The following is an 18,709-nucleotide window of genomic DNA, read 5'->3' as shown; positions in this document are numbered from 1 at the left end:
CTATAACCTTACTCTTTAGAAAGTTTTGTATTTAGTTACTAGGCAATATCAGATATATATCCTGCATCTCCCTCATCTCCTAAGATTTGAGTTTGATCACCATTAAGATTATTATAATCAAAGCTATAAAACTGCTCTTCTTGTTCTTCACTAGTACTGGAAGTATGATAATTAAATAATTCTTCATAAGCTGCATTTATTTCAGCATATTTCTGTATTTCTTTTGAAAGTTCTACTACTTTATTTTGTATAGCTTTTTCTGTACCATGCCATAACTTACTTGTCAAATTTGGCTTGTATTCTGCTAATTGGTTATTTTTGTAACTTTCTCTCTTTGCAACAGTTCCTAAACTTAAAGCTTTTTCAATATCGTCACTTGAATAGCCATTTTGTATTAGCTGCTGAATAATACAAGAATGTAAAGGAAGAATACTAGTATCTAGAACTAATTTATTTGTATATTGTCCTTTCACGCCAGGTATTGCCTGATATAACGCACGATCTGTTGATTCTACTATTTCATAGCCACCATTATATTTGTAACCAACGCCGTCTCCCGTTAAACTTAAGGTTGGTACGCGAGTTATTGCATTAGATATTATCTTAGCGTTTGTTCCTTCAATATATTTACCGGTAAATTTATCTATACCGTTTTTATCTATAGCAGTAGCGTATACAAAACTTCCTAACCCCGAAGTAGCCAAATACTCTTCAAATTTAGTTGCTTCATGAGCTTGAGTAAAAAGCTTTATTTGTTCATTACTCTCCATAATGCCTTTTGCCCCATAACTAGTACCAAAAACACCCCATGTTATTAAAGGTATTTTGCTTAACCAACTACTAAATGAAAACAAACTACTTACTCCTACAAAAAAGCTTCCTGATGCTAATTTTGTATAAAAACCATAATCTGCTTTTGCTTTTTCTATTAAAGATAAGTAAGTAATCGGTTTATTACTGCCGAATAAGTTTTGTATTAATAATTTCAACATAGTCTATCTCATAATTTTAATTTAAATCACCATGTTTCATGGTTGTAAATGCACTATATAACAAAAGTAATCAAATATCAATCCTTTATTTAATAATAGATTAATATTTGACTTGACATTTTTTAGAAAAAACCATATTTTATGGTAATATTGATCAAAAAGAGGTAGATATGCCTACGTACAAAAATTCTAAACATATTAGCACTAAAAAGCTTGCTTATATAGGTTTAGACCTCGCATATAAAACAGATGATTTAAATATTTATAAGCTAAAAGCATCAAAGGTCAATGAACAATTAACAGATAGCGGCTGGGAAATACTGACTGCTTCATGTGATAATATCAACACTGCTAAATATGCTTATAAAGCTGTCGCATTTATAAATAAAGACACTAAAGAAGTTCATATTGCTAGTGCCGGCACAAAATTCAATATATATGATTTATTAGACGACTTGCTTATCGCGCTGCACTACTTACCTACTAAACTAACTCCAATTCAGGATTTTGTTAATGAAATAATTAATAAATTAGGCGGCTTAAGTAAAGCCACAGAATATAGTTTTAATACTAGCGGTCATTCACTTGGAGCAATCATTGCAGATTTAACCTTAGTAGAAATACATTCTCGCAACCTACATTTTAATAAATCTACAACTTTTGATAGCCCTGGTTCAAAACCGATAATTGAAAGAGGCATAGAAAAAAATTTATTTACCGGAAAAGTAACAACTCCAATAAAAGAGCTAGCTACCCATTCTAAGATATATAATGCAAAACATAATCTTATTAATATTACTAATAAGCATTTTGGACAAACAACAATGGTACTTCCTGGTAAAAAAACAACACTATCACAATCAGAAGAATGGGCATCATATTTATATAATTTTGCCAAACAAAAAGTTACAAAATATCTAGGAATTAATGGAATAGTCGAAGGCTTTGAAGAAATCATAGCCGGAATCAGTAAACATGGACTTGTTAATTTTTCTGATTTGAAACAGAATATTACTTTAACCATAGATGATTGGGAAGCAGCAACACCAAAATATGCTAAAAATACTCTAAATTTAAAAAATAATTTATATAATCAAATAGTTGAAACTGAAACCGGAGCTAATTTAGTTGGGATGTATAATAATTTTCAAAGCTGCAATCAAGAATATGCTCAGGAAGTCCAAACAACAGGAGATATAAGTAATTATAATCTATATCCTCTAATATATTAAATAAAAAAATAAATTTATAGGCAGAAATCACCTTTAGCCTTTCATATTCATTATTTCTTATTTAGAGCCACTAAATAGATTTCCGTAGATTCACTGCGGCTGGATGAAGGTTTAAAATGTTTCACTGTTTTAAATTCACGCTTTACTTTATGTAATAATTCATTTTCTGCACCGCCACGAAAAATTTTAGCAATAAAATGACCGGAGGGTTTTAGTACTTTTAAAGCAAATTCAAAAGCTTGCTCACATAAAAGTAAGGTTCTTATATGGTCTGTAGCTTTATGACCTATGGTATTTGATGCCATATCACTCATTACTATATCAGCTCTACCGTCTAAAGCCTGAATAATTAATTCTTCCGTATCTGCTTCAAAAAAGTCCTTTTGAACAAATTCAACTCCAGCAACATGTTCAATTTCTAACACATCGATAGAGATTATTTTATTATTTAGGTTATTATCCGAAGCTTTAATCAGCTTGGAAGCTACTTGACTCCATCCCCCAGGAGCTGCTCCTAGATCAACAATTTTCATGTTAGGAGTAAAAAGTTTAAATTTTTCATGAATTTCAAGTAGTTTATATGCAGCTCTCGACCTAAAGCCGTCTATACGTGCTTTTGCAACATACGGATCGTTTAATTGGCGTCTAAGCCAATTACTAGAAGAGACGGTGCGTTTTTTAGAAGTCTTAACTCTAACAAATTTATTTCTATAACCGCTTAAATTATTTGTCATAAAATCCTTTATACTTATAAATAAATGAAGAATAAGTAGACGAAGTTTAATCTGGAAAAGATCAAGGAATCCACAAGATGAGGCACGAAAGCCGTTAATAATACTTGAGTACCACAGTACTTATAGCTAATTTTTCAAATTAAACGAGTATGCTCTTTTGCTATTTTATCTAATACAGAATTAACAAAACCAATTTCATGCTCATTTAACATATCATTTGCTATGTCCGTATATTCGTTGATTACTACTTTAGCAGGCGTAGTAGGGCAAAACAATAGCTCACATATACTAACACGCAATAAAGCTCGGAGTAAGATCGGCATATGTGCAGGATCTTTATCATTTGTTAAATGATTGTCGATAATTTCGTCTAGTTTATGAATATTTTCAAATACTGACTTTACCAGCATTTTAAAATGACTTATACTTAATGATATTTTTAAATTCTCAGGTAAATCTGTTATAGCATTATTATTTTGATAAAAAGAAAGTACATTTTGCATGATATCATCCATATCGTCGTTATTTTGCAATATGTTTTGATAAATAGCTTGCACTGCTGCAATACGTGCAATCGACTTTTTATTAATTTTATTTGAACTCATAGAGAAAAGAAATTTAAAATTTAATTTTCGTCAATGCGTAAGGTGATATGGCGTGATGTTATTCCCGTGAAAGCGAGAATCCAGTAATTCAAAAACATAAATACTATTAGTTTTTAAAACTAATACATTTGGATTACTTCATTTTTTTTCTGTGGATTCCCGCTTTCGCGGGAATGACATCGGACACCAAGGAGCAACGTCCACTCACAACGACGAAATGATATCTATAACCTTACAAGGTATACCTTAAAATAATTTATTAGTAAACTTATAAAATTTTTATGCTCTCTATAATAGGATTTATTATAACAATTAGTATCTTGGTATTTATCCATGAATTTGGACATTATTGTATTGCTAGATATTTTAATGTAAAAGTTGAGGAGTTCTCGATAGGGTTCGGTAAAGCACTAATAGGCATTACCGATAAAAAAGGAGTTAGGTGGAAGATTTGCCTTATACCACTTGGCGGTTATGTCAAGATTTACGGCTATGATCGCAGCCTTATGGATAAGACTAAAGAAGTTAACGAAAAAGTAGCTTTTGATGCTAAATCTTGTTTAGAACGTTTTTTAATCGTTGCAGCAGGTCCGTTAATTAATTATTTACTTGCCATAATAATATTTGCAGGTTTTTATTGTTACTTTGGAAAAACAGAGATTCCTCCTATAATAGGTAATGTAGTAGCTTCATCACCGGCAGAGAGAGCAGACTTAAGAGCAGGAGATAAAATTGTTAAGGTTAACGATAAATCTGTTAAAGATTTCGGGGACGTGCAAAGAGAGATATTAATTAACGGTTTTAGCTCTTCTACTTTAACTATAGAAAGAAAAAGTGAGGAATTTATCGTTAATATAATGCCTCAAGAAATAATTATATCACCTCCCGAAGAAAAGCAAGTTAATAAGAAAACTCTTCGCATCGGTATTATAGCTAAAAATGAATCTATTCATACTAAAATAGGAATTTTAGGAGGATTATGGGAAGCTATTAATACTACTATAGATATGTCTGCTTTAACTCTAAACGCAATATCGCAAATGATTGTAGGAAAACGTTCATTCGATGAGATAGGAGGGCCGATAGCTATTGCTAAAGAGTCAGGCAAATCTATAGCTGGTGGAACCCAAATGTATCTGTTATTTATAGCAATGCTTTCCGTTAATTTAGGGTTACTTAACTTACTACCTATACCAGTGCTTGACGGCGGACATTTAGTATTTATATTATATGAAGCAATTACAGGTAAATTACCGCATCCTAAGACTAAAAATATTTTGTTACAATTAGGAGCAATAATCATAATTTTTCTTATTATAATTGCTGTTTCCAACGATATACAAAATTTGTTTTCCTAAATTATAGATTTGCTTGCTCTCGTTTATATTATCTACTATAGTGGAGTACATTAATTATGTTTGAATGCATTAGTTAGGAGAACTTTGTATTATTCTTAGCTAAAAGCAGAAATCCAGTTCTTTGTCATACCGCGACTTGAACGCGGTATCTAATTTATTATTTTTACCGTGGTCAAGCCACGGGATGACATTGGGTTTAAACACAGAAATTTAAATTAAATCTTAAAGAAGGTTTTAGGTGACAATCAGATCAATTAGTAAGTTAACAATTTTATTATTAACGATTTTTTATTATCATATTTCATTAGCTGACTCTGTAATTCGTAAAATAACTATCGAAGGTAATCATAGGGTTGAGCGTTCTACTATTGAGAGCTATTTAAAGCTTAAGGTAGGAGAAACCTATAATAATTCTAAAGAAGATGAGGTAATAAAACGTTTATATGCCACCTCACTTTTTAGAAATATAAATATGCATATAACAAATGATGGTAATTTAATAGTTAACGTTACTGAAACGCCTTTTATAAGTAGTGTAGTATTTAGCGGTAATTCTAAAATCAAAACTAATATGCTCGCTAAAGAAATTTACACAATGTCGGGTGAATCTCTTAGCCAAGCTAAAATTGAATTAGATGTAAAGAAAATATTAGAAATTTATAAACGTAGCGGACGTTTTGCTACTACGGTAACACCTAAAATCGAAAATTTAGAAAACAACAGAGTTAAGGTTATTTTTGATATAGCAGAAGGACCAAAAACCGGTATTAACTATATTTATTTTAGCGGTAATGAAAATTATAGTGATTCAGAACTTAAGTCTATTGTTTTAACTAAAGAATCTCGTTGGTTTCGTTTTTTAGAAAGTAACGATACTTACGATCCTGATAGAATGGAGTATGATAAAGAATTACTGAGAGATTTTTATCAATCTGTAGGTTTTGCAGATTTTAGAGTAATTTCGGCATCGGCAGAACTCAATAATACTAAAGAATATTTCACCCTTACCTATTCCATTGAAGAGGGAGAAAAATATAGCTTCGGTAATATTACAATAGATAATAAATTAACTAATATAGATATAACACCGCTTAATAAAATTGTTAATATTAAGCAAGGCAAGGTTTTCAATATGAAAAAGGTTGATGATATAGCTGAAAAAATCGGAGAATATTTTACAGCGAACGGTTACCCTGCGGTAAATGTTTATCCGAATATAATGAAAAATGCTAATCATACTGCAGATATTAAATTTATTATTGAAAAAGCCGATAAGGTTTATATTAATAAAATTAATATTATTAATAACCTTAAAACCGAAGACCCTGTTATAAGAAGAGAATTTAAAATAGAAGAAGGTGATATAATTAATCGTTCATATATTGAAAAAGGTGAGCGTAATCTTAGAAATTTAGATTATTTTGAGAAAGTAGCAATTAGCTTAGCTCCGACTAAAGCTAAAGATAAATATGATGTTAACGTTGAAGTTGATGAAAAATCTACTTCCTCTATAGGTTTTGATTTAGGATATAATACTGCCGGCGGTTTATTCGGACGTTTCTCTTTCTTAGAGCGTAATTTAGTCGGTACCGGGAAACTGCTTAATGCCGGTGTGCAAGTAAGTAAAAACACTACAAGCTATTACGGTGGTATTACCGCACCGCACTTTTTAGATCGTGATTTATCACTTGGCGTAAACACATTTAGAAACTATACCGGACGCGGTGCTAGTGTATTAAATACAACTGATCAAAGCTATAAGTTACACTCTATAGGAGTCAAAACTTCTCTTGGTTATGAAATTAAAGAGGATTTAGGTCACGAAATAGATTATTTAATCAAACGTGATATTTTAAGTGCTCCAACTCCATCAAGCTCAATATTCTTAAAGGAACAAATGGGAAGATTCATTACTTCTGCTATAGGACATACTATTACTTATGATCAAACCGATAATAAAATTGTTCCAAAGAACGGTTATTTAGTAAGTGGCACACAAGAATTTGCCGGCGTTGGAGGTAATAACAAATATATAAAGCATGAAGTTGACGGTAAATATTATAAATCTTTCATACATAACAAGCTTACTTTAAAATTATCTGCTTCCGGAGGCAATATTACAGGCCTTGGAGGAAAAATTATTAGAATTTCCGATCGCTTTAATTTAGGTGATTATAGTTTAAGAGGCTTTGCAAACGGTGGTGTAGGACCTCGTGAAAAGGTCACTAACGAAGGACTTGGTGGTGAGCGATATTACAAATTCTCAACAGAGCTTAATTTCCCAACACCTATACCTGAGGAATTTAATTTAACTGGTACAGTCTTTATGGATTTAGGAAGCGTTGGGGGAGTAGGCCTAAATAAGAAACAATATCAAACTCCAAACGGTTTTTATAATGATACATCTCTTAGAGCTTCCATTGGTTTCGGCTTTATTTGGGTAACACGTTTTGCACCAATCAGAATGGATTGGGGTTTCCCGATTAAGAAGAAGAAATATGACGATACGCAGCATTTCCATTTAAGATTTTCGACGCATTTATAAAGATGTCTCATTGTCACCCCGTGGCTTGACCACGGGGTCCAATTAAGGATGCTAGTCTTTTAGCATTTTAAAATTTTTTATTGGATTGCCACGCTCCTTGTCAGTCGTCGCTCGCAATGACGAAACATGTCTCGTAGGAATCCGTATCTCAGCATAATATAATCATATTTCAGCCGATGTAGCTCAGCTGGTAGAGCGGCGCATTCGTAATGCGTAGGTCTGGGGTTCAAATCCCCACATTGGCACCATCTTCTAAATAAAACTATAGCCCTATTTGTGATAGGCGTGGTAGAACCTGATATACTAATAATGTGTAGAAAAACGCTTTCGTGTCATACCGTGGCTTGACCACGATATCCAAAAAAAACTTAAAATACTAATCATTTATTATCACCCTCAATTCAAGTGGTCAAAAAGTCCAGCATCTAAAGAACCTAAGGCGGTTTTAAAAAATGCTTATAAAATAAGTAATGATACTGAAAAACTTATTGCTGTTGATATAAAAAATGACCAGTTTGTAATATTTGATAATACAAGTGGTAATGTAGCTCATGTAAGGACATATCAAGAAATAGAGAGAGATGCTGTTTTAAAAAAATAACCTAATCACAACAAAAATATGCAAATAAGGTAATAAAAACTTTAATGAAACCTCGAAGCGGTATAAATTATTAGAATAACAAAATGAAATAAACAAATAATATACACTTAGCTTTACATAAAAAGTGAAAGCCAATTGTCACCTTTTATATTCAACTTCTTAAGCCGAATAGCAGATTATGTAATAATTCGCTATTTGTGTTAATTAACTATTATCTTTTTTCTTGGAGGAATATAGATTGTTTCATCTTCAGCATGCGAAATCTTTTCTAAAAGTCCGATAAAACGGTCGTTATTAGGTACTAGCTTTACTATCGCCCACCCCTCTTCTATTGATTTCTTTATGCGTTCTATATCAGATTTATGCTCTGAAAAAGATATAACTTTTTGTGCTGGGTTTTGCATATTGATAAATCAATTATAGTTAATTAATATTATAGTAAATATTTTTAATAAATCAATCACATATTTATTATTTGCTAAATATAAATAAAATGATTACCATATATTATGTCTTGTCTACTTATATCCTAATCAATAGTTTAATTAAAAATTAAAAGTTGTACGATGATTTTTTATTTTAAACATATATGTCACTTATTAACTTTATTTAATTTAAACTGTATAATTTAATTATGTCAAATTATAATTTACAACCGCCTGCTCTTTCTAAAAAGCAATTATTTGCTTTTTTTGGTATGGTTGTCGGCATGTTTATGTCGGTACTTGATATTCAAATTGTCGCTAGCTCATTATCCGTAATAGCTGCCGGTCTTGCCGCTTCAAGCGATGAACTTTCTTGGGTTCAAACATCGTACTTAATAGCTGAAGTTATCATTATTCCTATTACCGGCTTTTTAGCAAGGTTACTTACTACTAGAATTTCTTATTTTATTGCAGCTTTAGGGTTTACGGTTATGAGCATATTATGTTCGCTTGCAACTAATATTGAATCCATGATTATCTTTAGAGCATTACAAGGCTTTTTTGGCGGTGCTATGATACCGACGGTCTTTAGTACCGTTTTTATACTTTTTCCTGCATCGCAACGTCCTATCGTTACTATCTTAATTGGACTTGTCGTAACTGTTGCCCCTACTTTAGGACCTACACTCGGTGGATATATTACGGAGATTTTATCATGGCATTTTATGTTTTTATTAAACGTCATACCCGGTATTTTCGTATGTACGGTAGTTTTTTTATATGGGGATTTTGATAAACCAAATTATAAATTACTGAAAAATTTTGATTTTCTCGGTATATTATTAATGGCTTTAACGCTTGGCTTATTACAGTATGTGTTAGAAGAAGGAAACAAAAAAGGTTGGCTTGAGGATAATTTAATATTATTCTTAAGTATTACAGTAGTTTTAGGTTTTATTTTATTAATCATTAGAGAACTAACCTGTATTAATCCAATTTTAGACTTAAAAACATTTCTTTATAAAGACTTTACTTTTGGTTGCCTTTATTCGTTCGTTATGGGTATCGGATTATACGGGACAGTATATATATTACCGCTATTTCTCTTTACTATTGCCGGATATGATACATTACAAATCGGGGCTACTATGATGGTGACGGGCGGAGCACAATTTTTATCTGCACCACTCGCCGGTAGAATGTTAGGATTAGGGGTAGATTTACGCCTGATGCTTATTATAGGTCTTGGAGGGTTTGCTCTTGGATGTCATTTGAATAGTTTTCTAACGCCTGATTCTAAATTTGCTGCATTTGTGCTTCCTCAATTTGTTAGAGGGCTTTCATTAATGTTTTGTTTTATACCGACTAATAATATAGCTCTTGGCAATATGCCGAAAGAAAGAGTAGGTAACGCTAGCGGGCTTTATAATCTTACTCGCAATTTAGGAGGAGCGGTAGGGCTTGCAATAATCAGTACTATACTTACTAATGATACTAAAACCTTTATGCAATATTTATCGGAAAATATCTCGTCTACTTCTATAATGGCATTAGAACAACTAGATTCTTATACTGAATTATTAAGCGGAAAAGTTTTAAATCCCGAAAAAGCATCATATTTGTTATTAGCAAACAAATTAAATCATGATGCTTTTGTAATTGCAATAAATAATATATTTAATATGATAGGGCTGTTATTTGTATTTATAATGCTACTAATACCTTTTACTTCAAATATCAAATTAACCGAAAATGTTAATGCTCACTAAAATTAAATTTATATTATATTTTCCTTGGTTATTATTAGAAATATGGAAATCGGCTTTCGCGGTTATTAAAATAATTTGGCAAAGAAAGATAGGAATAGAGCCAGTTTTTGAATGGGTTGACGCAGAAGGGCTAGAAGAAATAGGCGAAATAATTTATGGTAATTCGATTACTCTAACTCCAGGTACAGTAACACTTGATATAAATAATAATATGTTATTAGTGCATGCACTCAATAAATCATCGATTACCGACCTACAAAGAGGTATAATGATTAAAAAAATTAAGCAGATATTAAAAACAACTTGAAGCAGAAAATGATATCAGATATAAACGCTCTAAAGTATAAAAAAGTTTTACTTAAAGTGTCAGGGGAAGCTTTAATGGGAGATAAGCAATTTGGGCATGAATATGACGTAATAAAAAAGATTGCCATCGATATTAAAGAAGTTATCGATTTAGGAGTAGAAGTCGCTATTGTAGTCGGCGGTGGAAATATTTACCGCGGGATTAATGCAGCACTTGTCGGTATGGACCGAGCTTCAGCGGACTATATAGGTATGCTTGCAACGGTGATTAATGCTTTAACTTTACAAAACGTTATGGAAAGCCTCAATATCTATACAAGAGTTCTATCGGCTATTCCTATGATGAGCGTGTGCGAACCTTATATTCGCCGCAAAGCTAAAAGACATATGGAAAAAAAGCGTGTAGTAATTTTTGCCGGCGGTACGGGTAACCCGTTTTGTACAACCGATAGTGCCGCAGTACTTCGCGCAATCGAAATGAATTGCGATATTTTATTAAAAGCAACTCAGGTTGACGGTGTATATGATTCCGACCCTAAAAAAAATCCGGATGCTAAAAAATATTTCACTATTAGCTATAAAGATGTTATAACTAATAACCTGCAAGTCATGGATACAGCAGCTATTGCAGTTGCAAGAGAAAATAAATTACCTATAAGGGTATTTTCGATAAAAGAACAGGGAAATTTTGCTAGAGTAATACAAGATAAAGGGGAATATACGACAATTGAGGCATAATATATTGTAGTGTGAATTGTTGTATGATTTTTATGTCATTTCCGCATAGGTGTTGTTGCGTAGAGACTAAATCGTCATTGCGAGCAGCCGTAGGCTGCGTGGCAATCTAGAAAAAATAATAAAAAATTCTGTAGATCAGAATTTTTTACTAGATTGCTTCGTCAAAACTTATAGTTTTTCCTTGCAATGACGGAAAAACCAATCTACACGGGAATTACATCGGGGACATTTCCTAATACATATAACAATGTCTCAATTCGTGTACTAATAATATATGGATAAATAAAGATGGATAAAGAGCATTTAAAGAAAAACTTACAAGAAAAGATGGAGAAAGCTCTAAAAGTTTTAGATCATGAGCTTAAAGGGCTACGTACCGGTAGAGCTTCAGTGAATTTACTTGATAGCGTAACCGTGGAAGCTTACGGGAGTAAAATGCCGCTTTCACAAGTTGCTTCTCTATCCACCCCTGATGCACGAACAATTAACGTGCAGGTTTGGGATAAATCTATGGTATCATCGGTAGAGAAAGGAATTACGATAGCAAATCTTGGCTTAACTCCTGCAACGGACGGTCAATTAATCAGACTGCCGATACCGGCTTTAACTGAAGAAAGACGTACAGCACTGGTAAAACTTGCTCATAAATACGGTGAAGATACTAAAATTTCATTACGTAATATTAGAAGAGACGGCAATGAAGCACTTAAAAAGCTAGAAAAGGATAACGTTATCGCAAAAGATGAGCATCATAGCTTATCTGAACAAGTACAAAAGCTAACCGATGATTATAGTAGTAAAGTTGACTCGGTAATAAAACAAAAAGAACAAGAAATAATGACTGTTTGATTTTCTATGTCATTCCTGCTTTAGATTTGTTTCGTGGATACTAAATCATCATTGCGAAGAGGCCATTGTTGCGTGGACCGGTAAAATCCACTGTGTCACCCCGTGGCTTGACCACAGGGTCTATAAAAACAATAAAAAATACTAATAATTTTATAACTGGATCCCACAATCAAGTCGCGGAATGACAGCAGTGGAATTGATCCACGCAACAATACCTTGCGAGGAGAAAAGCGACGTGGCAATCCAGAAAAATCGATCCATGCAACAATGCTACGCGAGAATGACATACATTGAATCTATACTGACAAAATAAAATGACAAAATTAGTTAGAGATTTAATTCCAGAAATTATCTTAAAATCAGGCAGGATACCAGTTACTCATATTGCTGAATCATATGAGTATAAAGAATTATTAAAAAATAAACTACTAGAAGAAGTAGAGGAAATTTTACAAGATGAGTATATGGAGAAGTTGCCGATATATTAGAAATACTTGAAACAATCTGTAATATTAATGGCTATAAACTAAAAGATATATTAAAAATTAAAAAACAAAAAAAGAAAGTTAATGGTGGTTTTGATAATAAGATAATTTTAGAAAAAATAACTAATTAGCTTTTTTGCCTTAATAAAATAAATGAGTCATGCAATAAAATCGGCTATAGAATCTTGTATCACAGGCTGTATCCAGGATCTAGCTCACAAGTCGCAGGACGACAGAAATACCGTTACAAACAGGCAAGCCTTCACAGGAATAACATCAGACTATACCACTCAAAATAATAAAACTATGATAACAAAAGAAGAAGCACAGAAAATAGCAAAATTAGCTAGATTAAAATTTGAAGAAGATACTGTAGAAAAATTTTTTACTCAGCTTAGTACTATTATGGATATGATCGATATTTTAAATGAAATAGATTGCAAAGATATAGAGCCTTTAACTTCGGTTTGTAATATGAATGCTAGAATGCGAGAGGACGCCGTTACAAGTTCTGATTTATCAAGTGAGTTATTGGATAATGTAAGTGGAAATAGTGCTCAGCTGGCTAAAGAAGTAAAATATTTTATCACTCCAAAGGTTGTTGAATAATTATGACGGAACTAAACAAACTAACAGTAGCAGACAGTATAAAAGGTCTAAAAAATAAAGATTTTACAAGTACGGAATTAATAGGTGCACATATTAAACAAATAGAGAAGCATAGAAACCTAAATGCTTATGTTACCGACACTTTTGACTTAGCTTTAAAACAGGCTGAAGCAGCCGATCAAAAGTATGCTCAAAATAACGCAAGAACCCTTGAGGGTATCCCGTTTGCCGCTAAAGATCTTTTCTGCACGAAAGGAATTAGAACTACGGCATGTTCTAATATACTGAAAAATTTTATACCTAATTATGAATCAAGTGTTACACAAAATATTTTTGATAAGGGCGGTGTGATGCTCGGCAAAACCAATATGGATGAGTTTGCTATGGGTTCAGCAAATATCACTAGTTGTTTTGGAAATGTAATTAGCCCTTGGAAAGCAAATGATGATAATGCTGATTTAGTTCCAGGCGGTTCTTCAGGCGGTTCAGCTGCAGCAGTTAGCGGATTTATGGCATCTGCTGCTCTTGGTAGCGATACGGGCGGCTCGGTACGTCAACCTGCAAGCTTTACGGGTTTAGTCGGTTTTAAACCGACATATGGTCGTTGCTCAAGATACGGAATGATATCGTTTGCTAGCTCCCTTGATCAAGCAGGAATATTTACTAGAAGCGTTTTAGACAGTAGCATTATGCTTGAAGCGATGATGGGGTTTGACGAAAAAGATTCTACTTCGATTAAAGCAGAAGTTCCAGAGCTACAATCGGCTATCGGAAGTTCTATGAAAAATATGAAGATAGGCGTACCTCTTAGCCTTGGTGAGGGCAGTATTATTGAACCTGATATTATGAAAATGTGGCAGGATACCATAGAACTACTTAAAAACGCCGGTGCTGAAATAGTTGATATTACTTTGCCGCATGCTAAATACGGTGTTGCTGTTTATTACGTAATAGCCCCGGCTGAAGCGTCTTCAAATTTATCTAGATATGACGGCGTTAGATACGGTCTTCGAGTAGAACGTGAAAATATGACGCTTGACGAAATGTATGAAATGACTAGATCAACTGGATTTGGGGAGGAAGTAAAACGTCGTATTATGATTGGAACATATGTGCTATCATCTAGTGGTATGGATGCATATTATCTAAAAGCTCAAAAAGTACGTCGTTTAGTTGCAAACGATTTTAATAATGCTTTTGCAAAAGTTGATGCCATTTTATTACCGGCTGCCCCGACTGCAGCTTTTAAGATTGGTGAAAAACAAAATGATCCGACTATTATGTATTTAAACGATTTATTTACTATTCCTGCAAGTTTAGCCGGTTTACCTTGTGCATCGGTTCCTGCTGGATTATCGGCACGCGGTTTACCTCTTGGGATACAGATTATAGGTAAACAATTAGACGAATATAATGTTTTGAAAGTAGCATCGACAATTGAGTCAGGTGTAAAACATATTAAATTTGAACCAAAGGGTTTTTAATTATGGCATATATTGAAGGTAATACGGGGAAATGGGAATATGTAATAGGGCTTGAAATCCATGCTCAAATTTCCTCAAAATCTAAGCTTTTTTCAGGAAGTAGTACTATTTTTGCAGCAAATCCAAATTCGCAGGTTTCCTATGTCGATGCAGCAATGCCCGGGATGTTACCGGTATTAAATAAGCATTGTGTACACCAAGCAATTAAAACAGGGCTTGGGCTTAAAGCTAAAATAAATAAATATTCGGTATTTGACCGTAAAAATTATTTTTATGCCGATCTGCCGCAAGGTTACCAAATTTCGCAATTTTACTATCCTATAGTACAAAACGGCACTATGGAAATACCGACTAGTACCGGCGATCTTAAAACTATTCGTATTAACCGTTTGCATTTAGAGCAAGATGCGGGTAAATCTATGCATGATCAATCACCACATTACAGCTTTATCGATTTGAATCGTGCCGGTATTGGACTTATGGAAATTGTGACCGAACCTGATATATCATCACCGGAAGAAGCAGCTGAATTTGTAAAAAAGCTAAGAAATTTGTTACGTTATATTGGCAGCTGTGACGGTGATATGGAAAAAGGCTCGATGCGTTGCGATGCTAATATTTCAGTAAGACGTAGCGGCGAACCACTCGGCACAAGATGCGAAATTAAAAATATTAATTCAATTCGTAACATCATTAAAGCAATAGAATTTGAAGCTAAAAGACAAGTTGACTTGCTTGAAAGCGGTGAAAAAATAATTCAAGAAACACGCCTATTTAATGCCGATAGCGGCGAAACAAGAACTATGCGTTTAAAAGAAGAAGCACTTGATTATAGATATTTTCCTGATCCCGATTTATTACCGCTTGTTATTTCTGATGAGTTAATAAATGAGCTAAAAGCAAATTTACCTGAGCTACCTGATCAAAAGATTGAAAAATATACGAAGGAATTTAGCTTAAGTAAATATGATGCCGAAGTAATAGTAGCCGATGAATCGGTTGCTGAGTATTTTGAGAAAGCAGCAAATGAATGTAACCCTAAAATGCTTACTAATTGGCTAACTAGTGAATTATTTGGCCAATTAAATAAAGCATCGATAGGAATCAATGAATGCAAAATTACCCCTAGTAACTTTGCAAAACTGGTAAAATTAATAGAAAATGATACTATTTCCGGTAAAATTGCAAAAACCGTTTTTGAAATTATGTTTGAAACCGGTAAAGCACCTGATAAAATAGTAGAAGAAAAAGGACTTGTACAAGTTTCGGATAATAACGTGCTAAACACGGTAATTGACGAGGTAATAGCTGAAAATCCTGAATCAGTAGAGGGTTATAGAAGTGGTAAGGATAAATTATTCGGTTTCTTTGTAGGACAGGTAATGAAAAAAACCGGCGGTAAGGCTAATCCGACGCTTGTGAATCAGCTTTTAAAGGAGAAATTGAGTTCTTGATGCTATTCCTTTGAAGATATTGCCCGAGTGGATAGATTTTTCTGTCATTGCGAGCAGCCATAGACTTTGTTGCATGGCTCGGTTTCATCGTCATTGCGAGCAACCGTAGGCTACATGGCAATTTCGCCAAATATCCTGAGATTGCTTCGTCAATTACTACGTAATTTTCCTCGCAATGACGATTTGATATCCGTACAACAAGGGCAATGCCTCGTAGGATGACACAGAATATACTCAAACTTAAAACATTATTTTTATGAAATTTCTGAAAATATTTTTACTATCTTGCTTACTAGTTTCTTGTGAAAAAAAAGAAACGGAAAAAACTTTAATAGTCGGTACTGCCGCAGATAATCCTCCTTATGAATTTATCCAAGACGGAGAGATTGTTGGGATTGATATTGATATTATCAAAGCAATAAGCGAACGTCTAAATAAAAAAGTTATCATAAAAAACTTCGACTTTAACGGTTTACTTGCAGCTTTGGTTAGTGAAAATATTGATGTTGCGGTGGCGGAGCTTTCCGTAACACCGGAGCGTGCTGAATATATCAGCTTTTCCGATAATTATGCTACTGCAAGATTTGCCATAATATATAGAACAGGTGATAATATACAAAATAGCAAAGATCTAGAAAATAAAATAGTAGGGGTACAGCTCGGTAGTGTTTTAGAAAAAAAAGCACACGATCTATCACAGACGATAAATATTAAAGTTCATTCTTTAGCAAATCATTTAATGTTGGTTGAAGAATTAAAAGCCAGAGTCATAGATGCTATTATTTCTGAGGAATTTCAAGGCAAAAAATTAAAAGAAAATAATTCAAATTTAGAAAGCAGTACTTTAGAAGAATTTTCATCCGATTTTGCTATAGGCATGTCTAAAAACTCAGGACTAATTAATGAAATTAATGAGGCAATCGATTCATTAAAAAAAGACGGAACCATTAACAAAATTATGAAAAAATGGCTGGGACAGTAACAGAAAGTCAATTTAAAGATGCTATGAGCCGATTCCCTCAGGGAGTGACTATTATAACAACAAATTGCAATAACGAACTTTTTGGCTTTACTGCTAGTTCTCTTACTTCCGTATCTTTAAAACCGCCGTTAATATTATTTTGCCTTAATAAAAACTCTTTTAGTATCAACAGTTTTCAAAAAAGTGATAAGTTTGCAATTAGTATTTTAGCAGAGAATCAAATTGATATCTCAAAACATTTTGCTAAATCACAATCTAATAAATTTACAAAAATTGATTATGAGCTTGGTAATAAAACTGATTGCCCTTTAATAAACGGTGCAACTTATCATATAGAGTGTAATAAATATGCTTCTTACGATGCCGGTGATCATGTTATATTTATCGGTGAAGTAATAAATACCGCTATTAAAAATGATTTAAAGCCTCTATTATATTTTCATAAATCGTATACAAAGATTTAATTTTGGTTATTTTTTGCTGCAAATTATAAGATTTTTTGAAATATAAGTAACTATTCCAGCAAAAATCTTATTAATTTTCGCTAAAAAATACCTCAAAATAGCCAATCAATTAGAAATATTCACAGAACCTAGTTTAATTTGAAAAATTGGCGTCGTATAATAAGATCTGCGGTTCAAACTATATTAAGTATACACTGCGATCCAAGGACTTTAGATGCCTTGCTCTTGTCCAAATTAAACTTCGTCTACTTACTGTTCATTTATTAGGAGTATACATTGCCAATATGTTAAATATCGGTCTTAGTGGTTCTACCGGTAAAATGGGAGAAACCATTCTAGAGAGAATAGATAAATTTAAAGATTGCAAAATTGCAGCAAAATTTAATAGTACTAATAATTTAGATGATTTAGATAATTTTTGTAAAAATTCTGATGTGATCATCGATTTTTCTACCCCTGAAATATTAGAAAAATTAATTAATTATGCATTAAAACATAATACAAAATTAGTAATCGGAACCACAGGTCTCCAACCTCAACATTTTAAGCTTTTAGAAAAAGCAGCTCAAACTTTACCTGTTTTATATTCTGCAAATATGAGTATAGGAGCTAATTTGCTTAGCTATCTAGCTAAAGAAGTAACAAAAATACTAGATGATTACGATGTTGAAATTCTAGAAACGCATCACCGTAATAAAAAAGATTCACCCTCAGGAACTGCTGTTATGCTTGCTGAAACAATTGCCAGCAAAAAAGGATTAAATATAACATTTAATCGTGGTAATAGACTAAGAAGCGAAAAAGAAATAGGTATTTCCTCGCTTCGTGGTGGAAATGTTCACGGTATACATGAAATATCTTTCCTAGGTGACGATGAAATAATCACCTTAAAACATGAAGCTCTGAATAAAAATTCTTTTTCTATTGGTGCAATTAAAGCCGCTATTTGGCTACAAGATAAACCTTCTGCTTTATATTCAATGCAAGATATTTATAAAATATAATTAATATAGCTTGAAAAAATACCTTTAAGAGGCTATATTTTATTATGTAAATAACATAATCCTAAGGTTACTT

The 18,709-nt window shown here is 32.9% G+C and carries 18 protein-coding genes and 1 tRNA gene; 15 read left to right on the top strand and 4 right to left on the bottom strand.

Going from position 1 to position 18,709, the window contains the following annotated elements:
• Window positions 1-38: 38 nt before the first annotated feature.
• Complete coding sequence (locus RC_RS01075; RefSeq protein WP_010976873.1) at window positions 39-992, bottom strand: hypothetical protein; 954 nt, start codon at window positions 990-992, stop codon at window positions 39-41.
• A gap of 170 nt (window positions 993-1,162) precedes the next feature.
• Here RC_RS01075 and RC_RS01070 point away from each other — a divergent pair, with 170 nt between their 5' ends.
• The gene (locus RC_RS01070) at window positions 1,163-2,224 is read left to right on the top strand and encodes a hypothetical protein (RefSeq protein WP_010976872.1); all 1,062 of its coding nucleotides are present in this window, start codon (window positions 1,163-1,165) and stop codon (window positions 2,222-2,224) included.
• 50 nt (window positions 2,225-2,274) lie between these two features.
• Here the strand turns inward: RC_RS01070 and RC_RS01065 are convergent, their stop codons facing one another.
• Both RC_RS01065 and nusB read right to left on the bottom strand, forming a co-directional pair.
• Window positions 2,275-2,958, bottom strand: coding sequence for an RlmE family RNA methyltransferase (locus RC_RS01065; protein ID WP_004996598.1), 684 nt, complete (start codon window positions 2,956-2,958; stop codon window positions 2,275-2,277).
• Between the two features lie 134 nt (window positions 2,959-3,092).
• The gene (gene nusB, locus RC_RS01060) at window positions 3,093-3,563 is read right to left on the bottom strand and encodes a transcription antitermination factor NusB (protein WP_010976871.1); all 471 of its coding nucleotides are present in this window, start codon (window positions 3,561-3,563) and stop codon (window positions 3,093-3,095) included.
• A 281-nt stretch (window positions 3,564-3,844) separates the two neighbouring features.
• On the opposite strand from nusB, the gene rseP reads away from it, so the two are divergent.
• The 3 genes from rseP to RC_RS01045 all read left to right on the top strand — a co-directional run bounded on the left by rseP (window position 3,845) and on the right by RC_RS01045 (window position 7,714).
• Entirely contained in the window at window positions 3,845-4,921 is a 1,077-nt protein-coding gene (gene rseP / locus RC_RS01055; RefSeq protein ID WP_010976870.1) for an RIP metalloprotease RseP, read from the top strand.
• A gap of 238 nt (window positions 4,922-5,159) precedes the next feature.
• The gene (gene bamA, locus RC_RS01050) at window positions 5,160-7,466 is read left to right on the top strand and encodes an outer membrane protein assembly factor BamA (RefSeq protein ID WP_010976869.1); all 2,307 of its coding nucleotides are present in this window, start codon (window positions 5,160-5,162) and stop codon (window positions 7,464-7,466) included.
• 172 nt (window positions 7,467-7,638) lie between these two features.
• Window positions 7,639-7,714: transfer RNA gene (locus RC_RS01045), tRNA-Thr, on the top strand.
• 553 nt (window positions 7,715-8,267) lie between these two features.
• On the opposite strand, the gene RC_RS01040 is transcribed toward RC_RS01045, so the two are convergent.
• Window positions 8,268-8,471, bottom strand: a complete 204-nt coding sequence (locus RC_RS01040; protein ID WP_004996604.1) for a DUF2674 domain-containing protein — start codon at window positions 8,469-8,471, stop codon at window positions 8,268-8,270.
• A gap of 230 nt (window positions 8,472-8,701) precedes the next feature.
• On the opposite strand from RC_RS01040, the gene RC_RS01035 reads away from it, so the two are divergent.
• The 11 genes from RC_RS01035 (at window position 8,702) to dapB (ending at window position 18,636) form a co-directional block, all read left to right on the top strand.
• Window positions 8,702-10,261: a DHA2 family efflux MFS transporter permease subunit gene (locus tag RC_RS01035; RefSeq protein ID WP_010976868.1), complete on the top strand. Its 1,560-nt coding sequence runs from the start codon at window positions 8,702-8,704 to the stop codon at window positions 10,259-10,261.
• Entirely contained in the window at window positions 10,245-10,568 is a 324-nt protein-coding gene (locus RC_RS01030) for a monovalent cation/H+ antiporter subunit E (protein WP_004996606.1), read from the top strand. Before RC_RS01035 ends, RC_RS01030 begins: the two co-directional genes overlap by 17 nt.
• 8 nt (window positions 10,569-10,576) lie before the next feature.
• A complete protein-coding gene (gene pyrH, locus RC_RS01025) occupies window positions 10,577-11,305 on the top strand; it encodes a UMP kinase (RefSeq protein ID WP_041471756.1) in 729 nt (242 codons plus the stop codon).
• A gap of 288 nt (window positions 11,306-11,593) precedes the next feature.
• The gene (gene frr / locus RC_RS01020) at window positions 11,594-12,154 is read left to right on the top strand and encodes a ribosome recycling factor (RefSeq protein WP_010976866.1); all 561 of its coding nucleotides are present in this window, start codon (window positions 11,594-11,596) and stop codon (window positions 12,152-12,154) included.
• A 314-nt stretch (window positions 12,155-12,468) separates the two neighbouring features.
• Entirely contained in the window at window positions 12,469-12,642 is a 174-nt protein-coding gene (locus tag RC_RS09550; protein WP_010976865.1) for a hypothetical protein, read from the top strand.
• Between the two features lie 303 nt (window positions 12,643-12,945).
• A complete protein-coding gene (gene gatC / locus RC_RS01015; protein WP_010976864.1) occupies window positions 12,946-13,248 on the top strand; it encodes an Asp-tRNA(Asn)/Glu-tRNA(Gln) amidotransferase subunit GatC in 303 nt (100 codons plus the stop codon).
• 2 nt (window positions 13,249-13,250) lie between these two features.
• Window positions 13,251-14,732, top strand: a complete 1,482-nt coding sequence (gene gatA, locus RC_RS01010; RefSeq protein ID WP_010976863.1) for an Asp-tRNA(Asn)/Glu-tRNA(Gln) amidotransferase subunit GatA — start codon at window positions 13,251-13,253, stop codon at window positions 14,730-14,732.
• Window positions 14,733-14,734: 2 nt separating this feature from the next.
• Window positions 14,735-16,186, top strand: a complete 1,452-nt coding sequence (gatB, locus tag RC_RS01005) for an Asp-tRNA(Asn)/Glu-tRNA(Gln) amidotransferase subunit GatB (RefSeq protein WP_010976862.1) — start codon at window positions 14,735-14,737, stop codon at window positions 16,184-16,186.
• Between the two features lie 256 nt (window positions 16,187-16,442).
• On the top strand, window positions 16,443-17,168 hold the full coding sequence (locus RC_RS01000; protein ID WP_010976861.1) for an ABC transporter substrate-binding protein: 726 nt from the start codon (window positions 16,443-16,445) through the stop codon (window positions 17,166-17,168).
• A complete protein-coding gene (locus RC_RS00995; RefSeq protein WP_010976860.1) occupies window positions 17,153-17,632 on the top strand; it encodes a flavin reductase family protein in 480 nt (159 codons plus the stop codon). Before RC_RS01000 ends, RC_RS00995 begins: the two co-directional genes overlap by 16 nt.
• A 284-nt stretch (window positions 17,633-17,916) precedes the next feature.
• The gene (dapB, locus tag RC_RS00990) at window positions 17,917-18,636 is read left to right on the top strand and encodes a 4-hydroxy-tetrahydrodipicolinate reductase (RefSeq protein WP_012150406.1); all 720 of its coding nucleotides are present in this window, start codon (window positions 17,917-17,919) and stop codon (window positions 18,634-18,636) included.
• Window positions 18,637-18,709: the final 73 nt, after the last annotated feature.

The organism is Rickettsia conorii str. Malish 7, from assembly GCF_000007025.1.
GTDB classification, from domain to species: Bacteria; Pseudomonadota; Alphaproteobacteria; order Rickettsiales; family Rickettsiaceae; genus Rickettsia; species Rickettsia rickettsii.
The sequence above is the reverse complement of the archived record's forward strand: the minus strand, read 5'-3'. Positions and strand labels throughout refer to the sequence as shown.

Coding starts and splice junctions, on each gene's coding strand:
- dapB (WP_012150406.1), top strand. CDS start 17,917: ATGTTAAATATCGGTCTTAGTGGTTCTACCGGTAAAATGGGAGAAACC.
- RC_RS01000 (WP_010976861.1), top strand. CDS start 16,443: ATGAAATTTCTGAAAATATTTTTACTATCTTGCTTACTAGTTTCTTGT.
- RC_RS00995 (WP_010976860.1), top strand. CDS start 17,153: ATGGCTGGGACAGTAACAGAAAGTCAATTTAAAGATGCTATGAGCCGA.
- RC_RS01070 (WP_010976872.1), top strand. CDS start 1,163: ATGCCTACGTACAAAAATTCTAAACATATTAGCACTAAAAAGCTTGCT.
- gatC (WP_010976864.1), top strand. CDS start 12,946: ATGATAACAAAAGAAGAAGCACAGAAAATAGCAAAATTAGCTAGATTA.
- frr (WP_010976866.1), top strand. CDS start 11,594: ATGGATAAAGAGCATTTAAAGAAAAACTTACAAGAAAAGATGGAGAAA.
- pyrH (WP_041471756.1), top strand. CDS start 10,577: ATGATATCAGATATAAACGCTCTAAAGTATAAAAAAGTTTTACTTAAA.
- RC_RS09550 (WP_010976865.1), top strand. CDS start 12,469: ATGACAAAATTAGTTAGAGATTTAATTCCAGAAATTATCTTAAAATCA.
- nusB (WP_010976871.1), bottom strand. CDS start 3,563: ATGAGTTCAAATAAAATTAATAAAAAGTCGATTGCACGTATTGCAGCA.
- rseP (WP_010976870.1), top strand. CDS start 3,845: ATGCTCTCTATAATAGGATTTATTATAACAATTAGTATCTTGGTATTT.
- gatB (WP_010976862.1), top strand. CDS start 14,735: ATGGCATATATTGAAGGTAATACGGGGAAATGGGAATATGTAATAGGG.
- RC_RS01065 (WP_004996598.1), bottom strand. CDS start 2,958: ATGACAAATAATTTAAGCGGTTATAGAAATAAATTTGTTAGAGTTAAG.
- gatA (WP_010976863.1), top strand. CDS start 13,251: ATGACGGAACTAAACAAACTAACAGTAGCAGACAGTATAAAAGGTCTA.
- RC_RS01035 (WP_010976868.1), top strand. CDS start 8,702: ATGTCAAATTATAATTTACAACCGCCTGCTCTTTCTAAAAAGCAATTA.
- RC_RS01030 (WP_004996606.1), top strand. CDS start 10,245: ATGTTAATGCTCACTAAAATTAAATTTATATTATATTTTCCTTGGTTA.
- RC_RS01075 (WP_010976873.1), bottom strand. CDS start 992: ATGTTGAAATTATTAATACAAAACTTATTCGGCAGTAATAAACCGATT.
- RC_RS01040 (WP_004996604.1), bottom strand. CDS start 8,471: ATGCAAAACCCAGCACAAAAAGTTATATCTTTTTCAGAGCATAAATCT.